We start from the raw sequence: 17,090 nt of genomic DNA, 5'->3' as shown, positions 1-17,090 counted from the left end.
GGAAACGCCTTGCCAAGCCCGCCGCGCAGCCTGCGGGATGCGCGCGGGGGGATGCGCGGTGATATTGGAGGAGTGGGGCCGTCTCATCCGGGAGTGTGACCACATGTCCATGATGGATAAGCTCAAGAGCCTGCTGAAGGGCCACGAAGAGCAGGCCGACAAGACCGTCGACAAGGCGGGTGACGCCGTCGACGACCGCACTCAGGGCAAGTACGGCGGCCAGGTGGACAGCACCCAGGAGCAGCTGAAGAGCCAGTTCCGGGACGAGCCGCCGCCGCAGTAGGCCCGGTCGCCCTCCAGGCGCACACCACCCCGGTCCGGCCGCTCGGCCGGACCGGGGTCCGGCTTCGGTGGGCCCGGGCGGGCCCGTTCGGGGTTCAGCCCTCGCGGGGATCCGGCCGCCCGGCCGCGCGGGGCGGGTCGTCCTCGGCAGCGCCGCAGTTCTCGCACGGTTGCGGCCCGGGCCGCTCGCGCAGCCGCCCGCACTCCGGGCAGACCCGCTCCAGCCAGCAGACCGACTCGCCGCCTTCGTCCATGCCGCAGATTCTGCCCCGACACCTCCGCGAAGACGGGTAGACACTGTCTACGCCGTGCTGGTAGACAGTGTCCATGACTGATCAGGACCGGGACCTCCGGGCCCGTCTCGTGGCCGCCGGCGTCGAACTGGTGGCCACCGGGGGCGTCCATGCCCTCGGCCTGCGCGAGATCGCCCGCCACGCCGGGGTCTCGCACGGAGCGCCCCGCCGCTACTTCCCCACCCACCGGGAGCTGCTCGCCGCCATCGCGCAGCAGGGCTTCGGCCGGCTCACCGACGCCCTGGCCGGTGCCGACGCCCTCGCCGCCGGCACCGGCGCCGACGCCCGCAGCCGCCTCGACGCGCTCGCCCGCGCCTACCTCGGCTTCGCGGCCGCCAACCCCGGCATGTTCGAGCTGATGTTCCGTCACGACCTGCTGGAGGGCAGCGGCGCGGAGCTGCGCCGCACCACCGTGCCGCTGTTCCTCACCTTCGTCGGTCTGGTCGCCGAGGTGCACCCGGACTCCGAGGACCCGGCCGCCGCCACCGCCGCCCTGTGGTCCAACCTGCACGGCCTGGCCCAGCTGCGCACCTGGGGCAGCCTGCGGCTCATCACCGGCGGCGAGGACGTCGAGCCGCTGCTGCGCGCCGCGTTGGACGCGCACCTGGGCCCGGCCACCCGGTGACACCGCGGCTCCACCGGCGACTCCACCGACGGCTGCCCTCATCGCGAGCAGCACCGGTGCCGGCCTGGTCGCCCTCGACGGCACGGCGCTGACCGTCGTCCGGCCGGCCTTCCAGCACGACCTGCACGCCTCGGTCGCCGCCGTCCAGTGGGCCGCCACCGGCTACCTCGTCACGGTCGCCGCCCTGCCGGTCTTCGCGGGCCGGCTCGGCGACCACTACGGGCACCGGCTCGCCCTCGCCCTCGGCGTGGCGGGTGTGGCGGGTTTCGCCGCGAGTTCCGCCGGGATCGGCCTCGCATCCGCGATCGGCTGCGGGAGTCCGCCGCCCGCCCGTGACGCCGTCGGCGCACGCGCGGAGCGGGTCGGCGCAGCCGTCGCGGCGGGCGGACCCGGCCACCCGTCCGGCCGTGCCCCGGGGCCGAGTTGACGGTTTCCCGAACTGCCGCAGGGTCACTCGACGGACTGCAGCACCTGCGCCTCGTCGACCCTCACCGCGGCCGGGGCCGACGCCCTACCCGATGGTGAATCCGCACCCGCACCGGCACCCGCCCGGCGTCCCACCAGGGCCACCAGCAGCGCGAGTTGCAGGACCGCACCCACCGCCGGTCCGAGCCAGACGCCCGACACCCCCCACGGCCCCGACAGCGCCGCCGAGGTGGCGAGTTGGGCGCCGAGGCCGAGCAGGACGGAGAGCACCAGCGGGCGGCCGGCGCCCGTCGCCTGGTGGAACCCGCCGAGGGCCACCACCAGCGCGTACGGGAACAGGTAGAGCGCCGCCATCCGCAGGAAGCCGACGGACTGCGCCGCCACCGCCCGGTCGTCGGTGAACAGCGCGGTCAGCGGGGCGGCGAGCGTCGCGGACAGCACCGCCGCCACCGCGCCGGTGAGCGCGGCGAGACGTCCGGTGGCGCGCTGCAGGGTGCGCAGCGCGCCGGTCTCCCCCGCCCCGGTGAGGCGGGCGGCCTCGATCGCGGCGGCCTGGCGCAGCGCGTAGAAGGCCATGGTGACGACGAGCAGCACCCGGTAGCCGACCCCGAACCCGGCCACCGCCGCGACGCCGAAGCCCGCGACCAGCCCGAGTTGGGCCGTGCCGACGGCCATCCGGGCGGTGAAGTCCAGGCTGAACGGCGCTCCCGCGCGCACGATCCGGGCCGCCGCCGCACGCACTCCCCCGGCCGCCCCAGCCGCTCCGGCTCCCCCAGCCGGCCGGGTCTCCAGCCGCCCGCGCAACCACAGCGTGACGGCGAAGGCGATCGCCCGCGAGACCGTCAGGGCCAGCGCCGCGCCCGGTACGCCGAGGGCGGGCACGGGGCCGGCGCCGAGGATGAACAGGGGGTCGAGGGCGAGCAGCAGGGCGTTGGAGAGCAGCGCGATCCGCATCGGGGTGCGGGTGTCGCCCGCGCCTTTGAACAGTTCGTCGGCGACGCGCTGGCCGAAGAACAGCGCGAAGGCCGGGAAGGCGACGGTGAGGTACTCGGCGGCGTGGACGGCGGCCTCGCCGTCCAGGAAGGTGCCGGCCAGCCGGTCGCGCAGCAGGAAGCCGGGGACGCTGAGCGCGAGGCTGCCCGCGGCGCAGAGCCACCAGGCGGCGCGGGTGGTGCGGGCGGCCTCGGCGCGGTCGCCGGCGCCGAGCGCGTGGGACAGCCGGACGCTGGTGCCGGAGCCGACCACCAGGACGAGCCCGAGCAGCAGGTTCTCGACGGTTCCGGCCAGTGTGACGGCGGCGACCGCGGCCCCGCCGAGGCCGGCCACCCAGAGCGTGCCGATCACCGAGGCGACCACCCCGGACAGCAGTTCCGCGTAGACGGGTACGGCGAGCGCCGTGAGCCGGGACAGATGCCCGCGCATGATTCCTCCCCTGTTCCGCCGTCCGGAGCCGGCCCGGGCCTCGCGGCCGGGGCCTGGACGGCAACCTCGAATAGAGATACATCGAATCGAGGTACATCGGCAAGAGGTAAGATGATCGCTCCAGCGGCGCACTCCGACGGAAGGGCTTCGACCGTGCTGACCCTCGCGATCCTCGGCTTCCTGTACGACCAGCCGCTGCACGGCTACGAGCTCAAGTCCCGGATCACCGGCCTGACCGGGCACGTCCGCCCGGTCAGCGACGGCGCGCTCTACCCGGCCATCGCGAGGCTGGAGAAGGCCGGTCTGCTGTCCCGCCGCAGCGGGCCCGGCACCGGCGCCGCGCCGCGCCAGACCCTGGAACCGACCGAGGAGGGCCGGGCCGAGCTGCTGCGGCGGCTGGCCGACCCCGAGCAGGTCGAGATCACCGACCAGATCCGGTTCTTCACGCTCGCCACCTTCCTGCACCACCTCGCCGACCCGGCCCGGCAGGCCGCCGTCCTGCGCCGCAGGCTGGCCTTCCTGGACGCGCCGAGCAGCTTCTTCTACGACGGGGACGGCCGGCCGGTCAGCGCCGAGCGGGAGCCCAACCCCTTCCGGCGCGGCATGCTGCTCGTCGCCCGGGCCTCCACGGCGGCCGAGCGGGCCTGGCTGACGGAGACCATCGCGGAGCTGGAGCAACCCGGACGACCCGCGTGACCAGAAGATCCCGGACAGCTTTGGCGGAGTAGCGAACAGCCGGAATCAGGTCCTTCCAGACCTGGCCCCGGCGGGCCCCGGCGTGGCTATGATGATCCGCCTCACGTCCTCGGCGTCCCCCTCCGCGGCGTGATCCGCCACCGCGCCCCGCCGTCCCCCTGGAGGCCGCCGTGCCCACCGCCGAGCCCGCAGCCGCCCGTCCCGCACCGCTGAAGCGGGACGACATTCCCGGCTGGTTCTTCAGTCTCGATCGGGCCGCCTTCGGCCACCTGCTGACCACCCAGACCACGGCCGGCGTCACCGGCGACATCCTGGAGCTCGGCAGCTACCTCGGCCGCAGCGCCGTCCTGCTCGGCGACCACCTGCGGCCGGGCGAGCGACTGACGGTCTGCGACCTGTTCGACTCCGAGGCGGGCGACGAGGACAACGCCGCCGAGATGGACATGTCCTACCGGAAGACGCTGACCCGCAGCGCCTTCGAGGCCAACTACCTGGCCTTCCACAGCGAGCTGCCCGAGATCGTCCAGGCGCCCACCTCGGTGCTGGCCGACGGCCGGATCCCGGCGGGCAGCTGCCGGTTCGTCCACGTCGACGCCTCCCACCTGTACGAACACGTCGCCGGGGACATCGCCGTGGCGCGGGCCGCGCTCGCCCCGAACGGCCTGGTCGCCCTGGACGACTACCGCTCCGAGCACACCCCGGGCGTCTCGGCCGCCGTCTGGGAGGCCGTCTTCACCGGCGGGCTCCGCCCGGTCCTGCTCACCCCGATGAAGTTCTACGGCACCTGGGGCGACGCCGCGGCCGCCCGGCAGGTCCTGCTGGCGCGGGACTGGCAGGCCGAGGGCTACACGGTGGACGAGGACACCATCGCCGGGACGCGCGTGCTGCGCCTCAACTACCAGGTCAAGGCCCCGGCCCTGCGCTCCGGCCCGCGCCGGCTGGCCCTGGAACTGCTGCCGCCGGTGGCCACCAAGGCCACCCGCCGGATGCTCCGGACCCTGCGCGAGCGGCGCGCGACACCCCCGGTCGCCAGCGCCTGACCCCCCTTCCCCGCCCGCCCGACCGCCCACCGGTCACCCGCCACCCCCACCGGTCGCTGTCGGAGCTGCCGGAGCTGACGGAGCTGGGGGGGTGGACGTCGCCATCCACAGCACGCCCTGCCTGTTCGCGGCGCACCGGGCGATGGAGGAGGCGCTGGCCGGGCTGAAGGTCTCCGGCGGGCGGCTGCCCGCTGCGGTCCGGTGCGCTGGGGCTGGCCGGGGCGTGCGCCCTGCTCGCCGTCGGTACCGCACCTGCGGCGGCGGGCGGTGCTCTGATCACGGTCGTGGACAACTCCCACGCCGACTCGTGGCTGGAGGTCGACCGGACGGCCAACCTCCAGAACGGCAGCGGCTCGGCGGCCAGCGACCACGACGGCGCGGGTTCGCTGGTGGGCGGTCTGCTGGCTCCGGCGTCGTCGGTCGGGCAGGTGCAGACCGGGGTGCTGTTCCTCTGCCTGGTGCCCTCGACGGTGCAGTCCTCGGTGGCACTCACCGGCGCCGCCGGGGGCAACGTCCCGGCCGCGATCTGCGCGGGCACCTACTCCGGTCTGGCGGGGCTGCTCCTCACCCCGCTGCTGGGGGGCCTGGCTGCTGGGCTCGCACACCGAGCTGTCCGCCGACGGACTGCTGAGGATCGGTCTCCAGCTGCTCGCCCCCTTCCTGCTGGGGCAGTTGCTGCGGCCGTGGATCGGAGGTTTCCTGGCCCGTCACCGACGAGTCCTGCCCCGGTGCAGCAGCTCCACGGGCAGGCGTCGGCCGCGCTCACCGGTCCGGGCGCGCCACCAGCGCCCGGGTGACTCCCCGGCGCAGCCGGGCCGAGGCCCCGGGCAGGTGCGCCAGCCAGTGCAGCCGCTCGGCCGTGGGCTCCGGCCGCCCGGCAAGCTGCAGCACCGCCGCGTAGGGGCGCCCGCCCTCCCGCAGCCGTACGGCCAGGAGTTCGACGAACCCGTCCAACGCCTCGCCGGTGAGGGCGGGGTGAACGGCGATCAGCTGGAGCAGGTGGTTCTCGTTCCAGGTGGTGTTGCGCCGGGCGGACAGCGCGACCAGCAGGTCGGTGGGCGCGGCGGCGTTCGCGGCGATCGCGTGCCAGACGAACGGGTACTCGCCCCGGGCCAGTCGGCGCAGCACGTCCGGGTTCGAGGTCCTCTCGGCCAGCCGCCGGTAATCCCCGCCGTCGTGCACGCTGTACGGCTCTCCGGCCGCGAAGCTGCTGAGCACCACGGTGTCGCGCCAGACCCAGTGGTCCAGTGCCCAGTGCCCGGCGGCGAGGTCGGCGATGCCGCGCTTGCGGGCCGCGTCGTCACCGGCCCGCTGCGAGGTGGTCCAGCTCGACGGCGCCAGGCTCGCGATGCCGGGGCGGGCGGTCATGGTCAGGCCGGCACCGTCGTCGGCGAGGACGGTGTACGGCATGGCCGTCCAGACCCGGCCGTGCGCGATGTCCCGGCGGACGGCGGTGCTCCCGGCCGCGAAGCGGTCGGCCGTCACCGGACGTAGTAGGCCCGGTTGTGGGCGGCGACCGGCGGGGACTGGTAGGTCCAGACCCCGGCGGCCGGGGCGTCGGCGATCAGGTGGGCGAGGTCGCGGGCGGACTCCTCGGCCGGATTGCCCAGGTCGAGCCGGACGCGGTCGGCGGTGCGGTCGTCCAGGGCGTAGTAGCGGTAGGGCTGGTACACGGTGAGCGGCCCGGCGAGGAGCTTGCCCTCGTCGTCGGTGCCGTAGCCGGTGATCGGGGTGTTGGTGACCGGTTCGGGGGTGAGGCCGACCAGGTTCACGTCCAGGGCGAGGAGTTCCTCGTCGTGGCGGTCCAGCCCGTCGGGCCCGAGGGTGGCACGGCGGCAGGAGACGGACCAGCGTTCGCGCACGGCGGGCGCGTTGAGCGAAGGCAGCGTGCTCTCGAACCACCCCGGGTGCTTGGGCTCGGCGTACAGTCGGCGCCCGGCGTCGATGGCCAGCGGGTTGTCGCAGAGCACGTGCAGCCGGGCGATGCCGAGCAGCTTGGTCTGGTCGTACCCCCGGGCGTACTGGCCGTAGTTGACCACCGGGATCCGGTCCTCGGCGAACAGCGGGTGGGCGATCAGGTTGATCTCCAGCTCCTGGGTGACGCCGCCGCCGTTCGGGTACTGGGCGAAGTAGAGCTGGTAGTTCAGCGACACGCAGGCCCCGCCGTCGAAGGCGGCGGCGTTCAGCCCGGGGTGGCGCTTGCCGAGCAGTTCGCGCGCCCGCTCGTGGTCGACCAGGTAGTCGACGCCGATGTTGTGCAGCGCGCCGTAGTGGAAGGGCAGGTGGTAGGGCTCCGGTACGGGCGGCAGCGGCAGGCCGGTCATGAGGGCTCCGAGGGGGAAGGGGGTTCGGGGGGAAGGGAGTTGGCCGAGGGGGTCGCGGTGACCGTCGCCGTCGCGGTGGCCGGGGAGGTCACCGGCCCTGGGGCCGTGACGGCCGCCGGCCGGTGCAGCTCCAGCAGGTCACGGTGCATCCGCTCGGCGCTGCGCAGCGCGAGCGCGGCCATGGTGAGCGAGGGGTTGGAGGTGCCGAGCGAGGGCATCGAGCCGCAGCCGACGGCGTACAGGTTGGGGTGGTCCCAGCAGCGCTGCCAGTGGTCGACCACCGAGGTGGCGGGCGAGTCGCCCATGAGGTGGGTGCCGCCGGCGTGGCCCGCGCCCCGGTAGCCGTGGACCTCGCCCCGGTGTTCCAGCCGGCCCGGCCAGCCGTCCGCCGGGTAGGCGGTGTGGTCCTCGGCGCCCAGCAGGGCGAACAGCTGGTCGGAGACGGCCCGGGCGGAGGCCATGCCCTCGCGCACGTAGTCGGAGAGGTCGTAGCGGATGGCCGGCGTGGGGAGGCCGAGCGGGTCGCGCCGGTCCGGGTCGAGGGTGACCCGGTTGGCCGGGTCGGCGGGCTGTTCCAGTTCGAACTGGAGCGAGAACTGGCGGCCGAGCCGGTCGCCGAGGCGTTCCCGCAGTTCCTTGCCGCGCAGTCCGGTGGCGAGCAGCGCGGCGGTTTCGGCCTCGGGCGCGCCGCCGGCCCAGGACCAGCCCCAGTTGCCGATCTCGATCCGGAACGGGGCCCGGCGGTCGCGGCCCGGGCCGAAGCGGAAGGCTTCCAGGCCGCTGGTGGAGGCGGGGCCCCGGTAGGGGCCGACCGGGCGGGGCATCAGGCCCCAGGTGAGCAGGGCCGGGTGGTCCATCAGGTTGCGCCCGAGCTGGCCGCTGCGGTCGGCGAGGCCGGAGAGGAGCAGCAGCCTGGCGTTCTCGATCGCGTGCGCGGCGAGCACCACCAGGTCCGCCGCCACCCGGTGGATCGCGCCGCCGGACCGGTACTCGACTCCCCCGGCCCGCCCGGTCCGCGGGTCGGCGAGCACCCGGCTGACCACGGCTTCGGTTTGCAGCTCGACCCCGGCCGCCCAGCGGGCCTGGGTGCGCAGCGGGGTGTACTTGGCGCCGCTCGGGCAGGCCGGGACGCAGCCGGCGCTGCCCGCGCAGAGCGGCCCGTCGGCGGAGCCGGGGCGGCGGGTCGGTGTCCCCTCGGCCGGTGTCCCGTTGGCCCCTGTCCCGTTGACCCGTGTCCCCTCGGTCGGCACCCCGTTGCGGGCGTGCGGGGTCGGGGTGACGGCGAGCCGGGCGGGGCCGGGTACGGCGGGGTCGCGGACGGACCGGCCGTCGAGGGCGTCGGCCAGCTGCCGGTCCAGGAAGCTGGCGGGGATGGCGCGCATCGGGAAGGCGTAGTCGTCCGGCATGGGCAGTCCGACGGCTCGGCGCTGCTCCTCGGCGTCGGCCGCGACGCCGAGTTCGTGCTCGGCGGCGCGGTAGTACGGCTCCAGGTCGTGGTAGCCGATCGGCCAGTTGCGGCCGTGGCCGAGGTCGCCGGTGCGGAAGTTCTCGGGGTGCATGCGCGGGGTGAGTCCGGTCCAGAGCAGGCCGGTGCCGCCGTTGGCGCGCAGGTAGCCGCTGGCGTACGGCAGCGGACCGTACTGGCGCAGGTATCCGGTGGCGGTGAAGCCGCCGTCGGGCAGTCCGGTGAGGTCGGTGACGTCGGGTGACGGCGCCTCGGGGTTGTGCGGGTAGGGCGAGGTGGGCGGTCCACCGCCGGCCGCGCGGTGGGCGGCGGAGGCTTGGGCGCCGGTGGGTGCGGACCGTCCGGCCTCCAGGACGAGCACCCGCCAGCCCTGTGCGCCGAGGCGGTGGGCGACCAGGCTTCCGGCGAAGCCCGCGCCGACCACGACGGCGTCCCAGCGCGCGGTCACCGGCCCTCGTCCTCTCCGGGTGCTGCCGCGCCCCGCGGCGGGTCGGCCCAACTGCCGTGCCCGGGAGCGGCGGCGCCGGGCGGGGCGGCCCGGAAGGTCCGCCAGACCAGGCCCTGGTCGTGGGCGCGGGCGGAGCTGGGCGCCTCGCCGGGCCAGGCGCCGACGTACCAGAGGTGGACGAGGGCGTGCTCGTCGCGGACCCGGTGGGCCAGCACGGTGCGGTGGTGCTCGTCCGCCATGCCGGTGGCGCGCAGCTCGGGTACGTCGAAGCCGGTCAGCGCGGCGCAGACCCGCAGGAACTCGTCCGGGTCGGCCAACTCGTCGGCCTCGGCGGTCTCGACGGGGTCCCAGCACTCCGACGGGTCGTAGTCGGCCGGGCGGTCGTCGGACACGGACACGCGGGCACCCCCACGATCGGCAGCGGATGGCCGGAAAACGGATGGCCAAGACATGACAGGACCGCAGGGCCGCGCCTCGTCGCACGGCCCGGCCTGCCACCGCGATCCTCCCTCCCGCCCTCACCACCGGAAACCCGTTGCCCGAATCTGCCCCGACTTGATCATCTGCTGCCCGATCGGCAACCTGCTGCGGTCGCGGCCCGCCCGTTTCGGCTCGGCGCTGGTCCGCGCTGGTCCGCGCTGATCGGCACTGGTCAACGCTGGTCCGCGCTGGTCGGCGCTGGTCAACGCGCCTGTCGCCAAGGGTCAGCCCAGGGCGCGCACCGCCTCCAGGACGTCCAGGCCCAGCTCCGGGTCGGCGGCCTCCGGCAGGCTGACGGAGAGCCGGGTGACCAGGCCCGCGTACCGGCGCCGGACCTCCCGCGCCACCTCCTCGACCGAACCGGACACCGCGAAGGTGTCGAACACCGCGTCGTCGATCAGCGCGGCCATCTCCGCCCAGCGCCCGCGCACCGAGTGGGTGTGCAGTTCCTCCTGCAGTCCCTCCCAGCCGTGCTGCGCCAGCACCGGGCGGTAGGCCGGCGTGGAGGCGTAGAACGCGAGCCGCTCGCGCGTCGCGGCGCGGTTGGCCGCCAGCTCCTCCTCGGTGCGGCCGGCGGCGGTGAGCACGTTGCCGACGATCTCGAACGGCCGCCCCGTCCACGCGGCGCCCTCCGCCTCGGCCCGCGCCCGTTCCTCGGCCACGCCGGGCAGCACCTGCTCGGCCAGGTACGCGGTGGAGGAGAACGGGTGGCTCAGGAAGCCGTCGGCCACCGCCCCGGCGGTGCGGGTCATCAGCGGCCCGACGCCCGCCAGCAGGATCCGAGGCACCCCGGCCGGGACCGGGTCGGGCGAGAAGACCGGCGTCATCACCGTGTGGGTGTAGAACTCGCCCCGGAAGCGTAGCCGTTCACCGGTCTGCCAGCTCTGCCAGATCGCCCGCACCGCGTGCACGTACTCGCGCATCCGGGCGGCCGGACGGTCCCAGGGCATCCCGAACCGCTTCTCGATGTGCGGCTTGACCTGGGACCCCAGCCCGATGACGGCCCGTCCGCCGGAGGCCGCGTGCAGCCCCCAGGCCTGGTAGGCCAGGGTCATCGGGGTGCGGGCGAAGGCCACCGCGATGCCGGTGGCCAGTTCGATCGACGTGGTCCGGTCGGCGGCGCGGGCGAGCTGGAGAAAGGGGTCGTACGCCGTCTCGGCGACCACCAGCCGGTCCATGCCCCGACGTTCGGCCCGCTCGGCGGCGTCCAGGATGCCCGCCGGGTGACCGGAGGCGGTGGCGTCGAGGCGGAGGGCGGCGGATCGGTCCATGGCGGTGCTCCTGGTCGCGGGCTGCGGTGCTACCCGGGTAGCCTGCCACGCCGTCGGCCCGGGCCTGAGCCCGCTCCGGCCCCGCACCTACCGCACCCCTCCCCACCCCCACCCCCGCCCCGACCCGCCGCTCGGCGGCCCCAGCAGCCCCAGCAGCCCCAGCCACCACAGCCGCCACGACGGGCAACGGCAACGGCGACGGCTACGCCTGCAGCAGCTTCAGCAGCTCGGCGGCCACCAGCGCGGAGGAGGCCGGGTTCTGGCCGGTCACCAGGTTGCGGTCGACCACCGAGTGCGGCGCCCAGGGCTCGCCCTCCTGGAAGTCCGCGCCGAGTGCGACCAGCCGGTCCTGGAGCAGCCAGGGCGCCCGGTCCGCCAGGCCCGCCTGGGTCTCCTCGGCGTTGGTGAAGCCGGTCAGCCGGTACCCGGCGAACGGCGAGCCGCCGTCCTCGGTACGGGCGGCGAGCAGCGCGGCCGGGCCGTGGCAGACCACGCCCAGCGGACGGCCGGAGGCCAGGGCTGCGGTCAGCAGCCGGCCGGAGTCGGCGTCGACCGCCAGGTCCTCCATCGGGCCGTGGCCGCCCGGGTAGAAGACGGCGTCGTAGTCGGCCGGGTCGGTCTCGGCCAGCACGAGCGGGCGGCGGAACTCCTCGATCGCCTCCAGCGCCTCGACGACCGCCGGGTCGGTCAGACTGGCCCGGTCGGCGACCGGGACGACGCCGCCCGGGGTGGCGACGGCGACCCGGTGGCCGGCGGCGGTCAGGGCCTGGTAGGGGACGACGGCCTCCTCCGCCCAGAAGCCGGTCGGGTGCTTGGTGCCGTCGTTCAGCGTCCAGACGTCCGAACCGGTCAGGACGAACAGGATGTCGGCCATGGTGGGTGCCTCCAGTGGTGTGTTTCCCTGCCGCGACGACCCCCGTCGCGGCGCTCACGACGCCGACGCTAGACCCGGCGGGCCCACGGGAACCAATGGGCCACGCGATGCGAGGCATCGGAATCCCGATGTCTCGCACGGGCGGCCCAGCCATCGGGATCCCGTAGGCTCGGGCCATGAGCGATCGGCTGCTGCCGGGCTCCGGCCCACTGGACCTCAACCACCTGCGGACCTTCCTCGCCGTGCACCGCGCGGGCTCCTTCACGGCGGCCGCGCACCTGCTGGGCCTGTCCCAGTCCACGGTGACCGCCCAGATCCGCGCGCTGGAGCAGCGGCTCGGCCGGGAACTGTTCGAGCGCCGGGCGCGCGGGGTCAGTCCGCTGCCGTACGCCGACGACCTGGCCGCCCGCCTGGCGGTCCCGCTGGACCAGCTGGCAGGCGTCGCCGACGGGCGCGGCGGCGTCCCGGAACCGGTCCACCTGGCCGGGCCGGCCGAATTCCTCGGCACCGTCCTGCTGACGAAGCTCGCGCCGCTGGTCGCCGAGGGCGTCCGGCTCCGGATCACCAGCGGGCTGACGGACCCGCTGCTGGCGGAACTGCGGGCCGGACGGCACGACCTGGTGGTCGCCACCCGGCGCCCGCGCGGCCGCACACTGCTCGCCGAACCGCTGGCCGACGAGGAGTTCGTCCTGGTCGCCGCACCCGTGTGGGCCGACCGGCTGGCGCGCCGGGACCCGGCCGGCCAGGAGCTGCCCGAGGCTCTGGCCGAGCTGCCGCTGCTCAGCTACGCCGAGGACCTGCCGATCGCCCGCCGCTACTGGCGGCACGTCTTCGACCGGCGGCTGGACGACCGGGCGGCGCTCACCGTGCCGGACCTGCGGGCGGTGCTGGCCGCGGTGACGGCGGGAGCGGGCTGGAGCGTGCTGCCCGGCTACCTCTGCCGGGCCGAACTCGCCTCCGGGGCACTGCGGTTGCTGCACGAACCGGCCGACCCGCCGATCAACACCGCCTATCTGGTCCGCCGCCCGGCCGGCTCGGCCAACCCGCACGTCTCCCTGGTCCGCGAGCGCCTGCTGGCGGCGGCCTGGACCTGCTGAGCCCCGGGCCGCCGACCCGGTCGCCGACGGAGCAGCAGCCCTGCCGCCACGGCGAGCAGCGCGCCGCAGACCGCCCACAGCACGATCTCGGTGCGCCCGACGGGCTGCCCGGGGAAGCGCGCGCCCGCCCCGGCCGGCTGCGGGCCGAACCGGGACCTCAACTCGCCCGCGTCCAGCGTCACCTGCTTGACCGCCGACTCGCCGAACGCCGCCGTGGTGTCGATGTGCACGCTCGACACCGGGTAGGGGAAGCGCTGCCAGAAGACCTCGGCCTCCCACCGGGCGAAGGACCTCGCCTCCTCCGGGTCGTGTTCACGGCCCGAGTACCGGACGTCGAGCCGGTAGCCGCCGACCGTCCGCTCGCCCACGGTGAAGCAGGCGAAGGCCGGGAGGGCGTCGCGCAGTTCCTGCACCCCGGGGAAGCGCGGGGCGCACGGCCCGTTCCAGTCCGAGGCGGTGGCGGCGCCCCAGCCGGCCAGCGCCGCGACCGCCAGGGTGGCCGCCGGCACGGTCAGGAGCGCCCGCCGGGGCGCCGGGCGAGGCACCGGCCGGGACTCCGGCCGGGACGCCGGACCGGCCGTCGGGCGTCGCGTTTCCCCGAGTGGGGCGGGTCTGTGGTCGCTGCTGTCCATCTGTCCGTCCGCGCAGAATGATCATCGCCGCCGGGTCGGCGGGGGTACAGGATGACGGACGGGGACCCCGGCCGGTCCACCGGGGTCCCCGTCAGGTCGACCGCGCCCCGACCGGTGCGCCGGGGCGCGGTCGACCGGCCCCGGTCTCAGATCGCCAGGTCGCGCCGCTCCAGCAGCCGGAACGCCGCCAGCAGGCCGAGCAGACCGATGCCGGTCAGCACGCCCAGCGCCGCCCACGGCACACCGCCGTGGCCGAGCACGTCGCCCGGGGCGTAGTAGTGGAACGGGCTCAGGTAGCGCAGCGGCCGGGCCGGGGACCAGGCCAGCGCGACGAAGTTGAGCGCGAACCCGACCGCCCCGAGGACGACGGCCGCACCGACCACGTACGCCCGCCGCCGACTGAGCGCGGACACCGCCAGCACCGGCCCGGTCAGGCTGAACGCGAGGGCGCAGCCGAGCAGTCCGGCGGTGAACACGGCGCCCTCCGGGACGGCGGCGCGCAGCTTCGGGGAGAACGCCACCCCGAGCGCGATGGTCAGCGTGGCGGCGGCGTTGAGCAGCACCGAGGCCGCGACCATGGCGCCGGCCCGTTCGGCGAGCAGCCGGCGCCGGGAGACCGGGCGGGTCATCAGCAGCTCGATGGTGCCGGACTCGACGTCGGCCGCGACGGCGGCGGCACCGAGCGAGCCGATCACGGTGAGCTGGAGGGCGATCCAGAACGGGTGGGTGAGTCCGGCGCCGAGCAGTCCGGGGTAGCTGGCGATGGAGATGTCGCCGTTGGAGCCGCTGAAGGCCTTGAAGGCGCTGGGCGGGTTGCCGCGGGCGGCGCCGAACAGGTCGCCCGGTTGGATGGTCCCGGCGATCACCACGATCAGGGTCTCGAAGACGACCATGCCCAGCAGCAGCGAGAGCAGCATCCGGCGCCGCCGGTGCAGGGCGAGCCAGACCAGGGGGAGACGGCGGCTGACGGTGCCCGGGTTCACGACTTCTCCTCCGCTTTCGGCAGCTGGCCGTCGGTCGGGCGGCCGCCGGTCGGGCCACCCGTGTGGTCGGAACCGTCCGAGTGCTCGGAGCCGTCCGTGTGGTCGGAGCCGTCCGAGCCGTCTTCGGAGCGGTAGAGGTCGAGGAAGGCCTCGTCCAGACCCGCCTCCTCCACCGTCAGGTCGGCCACCGGCAGTTCGGCCAGCAGGCCGCGCACGGCCGGGACCACCTGGTCCGGCGGCACCAGCAGCTCGACCCGCTCGCCGGCCCAGCGCGGGGACCACCGTTCGGCGGCGCCCAGCGGCCGGGCGCCCAGCCCGTCCGCGAAGAGCAGCCGGACCTTCCGGGCCCGGGCCTCGCGCAGTTCGGCCACCGACCGGACGGTCACCAGCCGGCCGCGCCGCACGATGGCGACCCGCCCGCAGGTGCGCTGCACCTCGGGCAGCACGTGGCTGGAGAGCAGGACGGTCCGCCCGGCGGCGGTCTCCTCGGCGAGCAGTTCGTAGAAGGTCTCCTGGATCAGCGGGTCCAGCCCCTCGCTCGGCTCGTCCAGCACCACGACGGCGGGCCGGTGCTGGAGCGACTGGACGAGCCCGAGCTTCTGCTTCATACCGCGCGAGTACTCCCCCACCGGGCGCGCCAGGTCGGTCCGGGAGAGCTTCAGCCGCTCGCACAGCTCGGTCTGGCGCGGCACCGGGGCGCCCTGGAGGGCGGCGAGCAGGTCGAGGGTCTGCCGCCCGGTGAGCTCGGGGTAGAGCCGCAGTTCGCCGGGCAGGTAGCCGATCGAGGGGGCGAGCCGGCGGTGGTCGGCCACCGGGTCCAAGCCCAGCACCCGCACCTGTCCGTCGCTCGGGCTGAGCAGACCGACCAGGCAGCGCAGCGTGGTGGTCTTCCCGGCGCCGTTGGGACCGAGCAGGCCGAACACCTCGCCGGCCGCGACGGACACGTCCAGTCCCTCGATGCCGACCGTGCTGCCGTACCGCTTGGTGAGCGACGTCAGCTCGATCACCGGCCCGGTTCCGTTGCCTGGCATGAACCACCTCCTGTGACGGGTGTGTCGGCCATCAAAGCGCCCGCGGGAGGGCCTGTCGAGAGACCCGGCCGGGACAACCGGGTGCCGCTCGGCCCTGGACGAAGGGCTGCCCGCCGCCTGCTGCGGGCAGCAGGCGGCGGGCAGCAGGCGGCAGGCGGCAGGCGGCAGGCGGCAGGCCGCAGGCCGCGCTCACCCCTTGCAGACGCCCAGCGGCACCAGCCGGGCGACCTGCCGGGCCAGCCCGGTGGCCTCGGTGACGGCGGCCACCGCGTCGACGTCCTTGTACGCCTCCGGCGTCTCCTCGGCCAGCGCCCGCCACGACGCGGGGCGCACCGCGATGCCCCGCGCCTCCAGGTCGCTGCCGAGCTGCTCGCCGCGCACCGTGCGCAGCGCCTGGTGCCGGCTGAGCACCCGCCCGGCGCCGTGGCAGGCGGAGTGGAAGGCCTCGTTGTCGGGCAGGCCGACCATGACGTACGAGGCGGTGCCCATGGTGCCGGGCACCAGCACCGGCTGTCCGGCGGCGGCGAGGTCGGCGGGCAGGTCGGGGTCGCCGGGCGGCAGCGCGCGGGTGGCGCCCTTGCGGTGGACGCACAGGTTCCGGGGCGCGCCGTCCACCTCGTGGGTCTCCAGCTTGGCGAGGTTGTGCGAGACGTCGTAGACCAGCTCCAGCCCGACGCCGAGCGCGGTGGCGAAGGCGCGGCGGGCCGCCTCGGAGAGCAGCTGCCGGTTGGCCCGGCCGTAGTTGGCTGCGGCGGTCATCGCGCCCAGGTAGGCGCGGCCGCGCGGCGAGTCGACCGGGGTGCAGGCGAGTTGACGGTCCGGCAGGTCGATCCGGTAGCGGTGCATCTCGCGGTCCATGGCGCGCACGTGGTCGGTGCAGATCTGGTGGCCGAGGCCGCGCGAGCCGCAGTGGATCATGACGCAGACCTGGCCGGGTCGCAGTCCGAAGGCGGCCGCGGTGTCCGGGTCGTGCACCCGGTCGACGGCCTGCACCTCCAGGAAGTGGTTGGCCGAGCCGAGGCTGCCGACCTGCTGCAGCCCCCGTTCGACGGCCCGGGTGCTCACCTCGCCGGGGGCCGCGCCGACCAGCACCCCGCGGTCCTCGCAGCGCTCCAGGTCGCGTGGCACGCCGTGGCCGTGCTCGACGGCGTAGCGGGCACCGCCGAGCAGGAGCTCGTCCAGGTCCTCCGGTCCGGACAGCTGCCACAGGCCGCCCCGGCCGAGGCCGCGCGGGACGGTGCGGTCCAGCAGGTCCATCAGGCGGCGGATCCGTTCCGGGTCCAGTTCGTCCCGGTCGACACCGGCCGCCAGCAGCCGGACCCCGCAGGAGATGTCGAAGCCCACGCCGCCGGGCGAGACCACCCCGCCCTCGTCGACGTCGGTGGCCGCGACCCCGCCGATCGGGAAGCCGTAGCCCCAGTGCACGTCGGGCATCGCGTAGGAGGCGCGGACGATCCCGGGCAGGGCGGCCACGTTGGCCACCTGTTCGAGCGCCTTGTCCCCGGCGGCCTGCGGCAGCAGCGCCGCGGAGGCGAACACGATGCCGGGCACCCGCATCGGCGGGTGCGGCTCGATCCGCCAGCGGTACCGGCCCGCCTCGGTCAGTGCGATCTCCACCTCGCTCACCCCGTTCCCGCGTTCCGGTGCGCCCGCGTCCCGCCGCCGCGCCGCTCCCGTGATCCGGCGCTCCCCGGGCTCCCC

Annotated in this window: 18 protein-coding genes and 1 pseudogene; 7 read left to right on the top strand and 12 right to left on the bottom strand. The window is 75.3% G+C overall.

Annotation, left to right across the window (positions count from 1 at the left end):
• Positions 1-103: 103 nt before the first annotated feature.
• Entirely contained in the window at positions 104-283 is a 180-nt protein-coding gene (locus AB0Q99_RS17700; RefSeq protein ID WP_363572692.1) for an antitoxin, read from the top strand.
• Positions 284-377: 94 nt separating this feature from the next.
• On the opposite strand, the gene AB0Q99_RS17695 is transcribed toward AB0Q99_RS17700, so the two are convergent.
• Positions 378-536: a hypothetical protein gene (locus tag AB0Q99_RS17695; protein ID WP_363572690.1), complete on the bottom strand. Its 159-nt coding sequence runs from the start codon at positions 534-536 to the stop codon at positions 378-380.
• A 73-nt stretch (positions 537-609) separates the two neighbouring features.
• Here AB0Q99_RS17695 and AB0Q99_RS17690 point away from each other — a divergent pair, with 73 nt between their 5' ends.
• Both AB0Q99_RS17690 and AB0Q99_RS17685 read left to right on the top strand, forming a co-directional pair.
• Positions 610-1,200: a TetR/AcrR family transcriptional regulator gene (locus tag AB0Q99_RS17690; protein WP_363572688.1), complete on the top strand. Its 591-nt coding sequence runs from the start codon at positions 610-612 to the stop codon at positions 1,198-1,200.
• A gap of 40 nt (positions 1,201-1,240) precedes the next feature.
• A complete protein-coding gene (locus AB0Q99_RS17685; protein ID WP_363572902.1) occupies positions 1,241-1,627 on the top strand; it encodes an MFS transporter in 387 nt (128 codons plus the stop codon).
• Positions 1,628-1,650: 23 nt separating this feature from the next.
• On the opposite strand, the gene AB0Q99_RS17680 is transcribed toward AB0Q99_RS17685, so the two are convergent.
• Positions 1,651-3,048 carry an MATE family efflux transporter gene (locus AB0Q99_RS17680; RefSeq protein ID WP_363572686.1) on the bottom strand — a complete coding sequence of 466 codons (1,398 nt, stop codon included), beginning with the start codon at positions 3,046-3,048 and terminating at the stop codon, positions 1,651-1,653.
• A 153-nt stretch (positions 3,049-3,201) separates the two neighbouring features.
• On the opposite strand from AB0Q99_RS17680, the gene AB0Q99_RS17675 reads away from it, so the two are divergent.
• The 3 genes and pseudogenes from AB0Q99_RS17675 to AB0Q99_RS17665 form a co-directional block, all read left to right on the top strand.
• Positions 3,202-3,744 (top strand): PadR family transcriptional regulator, encoded by a 543-nt coding sequence (locus tag AB0Q99_RS17675; RefSeq protein ID WP_363572900.1) that lies wholly within the window; start codon positions 3,202-3,204, stop codon positions 3,742-3,744.
• Positions 3,745-3,914: 170 nt separating this feature from the next.
• Entirely contained in the window at positions 3,915-4,784 is an 870-nt protein-coding gene (locus AB0Q99_RS17670) for a class I SAM-dependent methyltransferase (protein WP_363572685.1), read from the top strand.
• Positions 4,785-5,209: 425 nt separating this feature from the next.
• Positions 5,210-5,507 (top strand): annotated as a pseudogene (locus AB0Q99_RS17665) (bile acid:sodium symporter); the annotation flags it as partial.
• A gap of 39 nt (positions 5,508-5,546) precedes the next feature.
• Here the strand turns inward: AB0Q99_RS17665 and AB0Q99_RS17660 are convergent.
• The 6 genes from AB0Q99_RS17660 to AB0Q99_RS17635 all read right to left on the bottom strand — a co-directional run bounded on the left by AB0Q99_RS17660 (position 5,547) and on the right by AB0Q99_RS17635 (position 11,646).
• On the bottom strand, positions 5,547-6,269 hold the full coding sequence (locus AB0Q99_RS17660) for a hypothetical protein (protein ID WP_363572912.1): 723 nt from the start codon (positions 6,267-6,269) through the stop codon (positions 5,547-5,549).
• Positions 6,266-7,108, bottom strand: coding sequence for a hypothetical protein (locus AB0Q99_RS17655; RefSeq protein ID WP_363572683.1), 843 nt, complete (start codon positions 7,106-7,108; stop codon positions 6,266-6,268). The genes AB0Q99_RS17660 and AB0Q99_RS17655 overlap by 4 nt, the downstream gene beginning before the upstream one ends.
• Entirely contained in the window at positions 7,105-9,021 is a 1,917-nt protein-coding gene (locus AB0Q99_RS17650; RefSeq protein ID WP_363572681.1) for a GMC family oxidoreductase, read from the bottom strand. The genes AB0Q99_RS17655 and AB0Q99_RS17650 overlap by 4 nt, the downstream gene beginning before the upstream one ends.
• A complete protein-coding gene (locus AB0Q99_RS17645; protein ID WP_363572679.1) occupies positions 9,018-9,419 on the bottom strand; it encodes a hypothetical protein in 402 nt (133 codons plus the stop codon). The genes AB0Q99_RS17650 and AB0Q99_RS17645 overlap by 4 nt, the downstream gene beginning before the upstream one ends.
• 306 nt (positions 9,420-9,725) lie before the next feature.
• Positions 9,726-10,772 (bottom strand): TIGR03617 family F420-dependent LLM class oxidoreductase, encoded by a 1,047-nt coding sequence (locus AB0Q99_RS17640; RefSeq protein ID WP_363572677.1) that lies wholly within the window; start codon positions 10,770-10,772, stop codon positions 9,726-9,728.
• 202 nt (positions 10,773-10,974) lie between these two features.
• On the bottom strand, positions 10,975-11,646 hold the full coding sequence (locus tag AB0Q99_RS17635) for a type 1 glutamine amidotransferase domain-containing protein (protein ID WP_363572675.1): 672 nt from the start codon (positions 11,644-11,646) through the stop codon (positions 10,975-10,977).
• Between the two features lie 176 nt (positions 11,647-11,822).
• Here AB0Q99_RS17635 and AB0Q99_RS17630 point away from each other — a divergent pair, with 176 nt between their 5' ends.
• A complete protein-coding gene (locus tag AB0Q99_RS17630; protein ID WP_363572674.1) occupies positions 11,823-12,743 on the top strand; it encodes a LysR family transcriptional regulator in 921 nt (306 codons plus the stop codon).
• Here AB0Q99_RS17630 and AB0Q99_RS17625 read toward each other — a convergent pair.
• The 4 genes from AB0Q99_RS17625 to AB0Q99_RS17610 all read right to left on the bottom strand — a co-directional run bounded on the left by AB0Q99_RS17625 (position 12,656) and on the right by AB0Q99_RS17610 (position 17,006).
• The gene (locus AB0Q99_RS17625) at positions 12,656-13,252 is read right to left on the bottom strand and encodes a hypothetical protein (RefSeq protein ID WP_363572672.1); all 597 of its coding nucleotides are present in this window, start codon (positions 13,250-13,252) and stop codon (positions 12,656-12,658) included. The genes AB0Q99_RS17630 and AB0Q99_RS17625 overlap by 88 nt on opposite strands.
• 269 nt (positions 13,253-13,521) lie before the next feature.
• On the bottom strand, positions 13,522-14,358 hold the full coding sequence (locus AB0Q99_RS17620; protein ID WP_363572670.1) for an ABC transporter permease subunit: 837 nt from the start codon (positions 14,356-14,358) through the stop codon (positions 13,522-13,524).
• Complete coding sequence (locus AB0Q99_RS17615; RefSeq protein ID WP_363572668.1) at positions 14,355-15,389, bottom strand: ABC transporter ATP-binding protein; 1,035 nt, start codon at positions 15,387-15,389, stop codon at positions 14,355-14,357. Before AB0Q99_RS17615 ends, AB0Q99_RS17620 begins: the two co-directional genes overlap by 4 nt.
• 189 nt (positions 15,390-15,578) lie before the next feature.
• Positions 15,579-17,006 carry an RtcB family protein gene (locus AB0Q99_RS17610; RefSeq protein WP_363572666.1) on the bottom strand — a complete coding sequence of 476 codons (1,428 nt, stop codon included), beginning with the start codon at positions 17,004-17,006 and terminating at the stop codon, positions 15,579-15,581.
• Between the last annotated feature and the right edge of the window lie 84 nt (positions 17,007-17,090).

It is taken from the genome of Kitasatospora sp. NPDC086791 (genome assembly GCF_040685975.1).
Classification (GTDB): domain Bacteria; phylum Actinomycetota; class Actinomycetes; order Streptomycetales; family Streptomycetaceae; genus Kitasatospora.
This window is presented reverse-complemented; position numbering and strand designations above follow the sequence as displayed.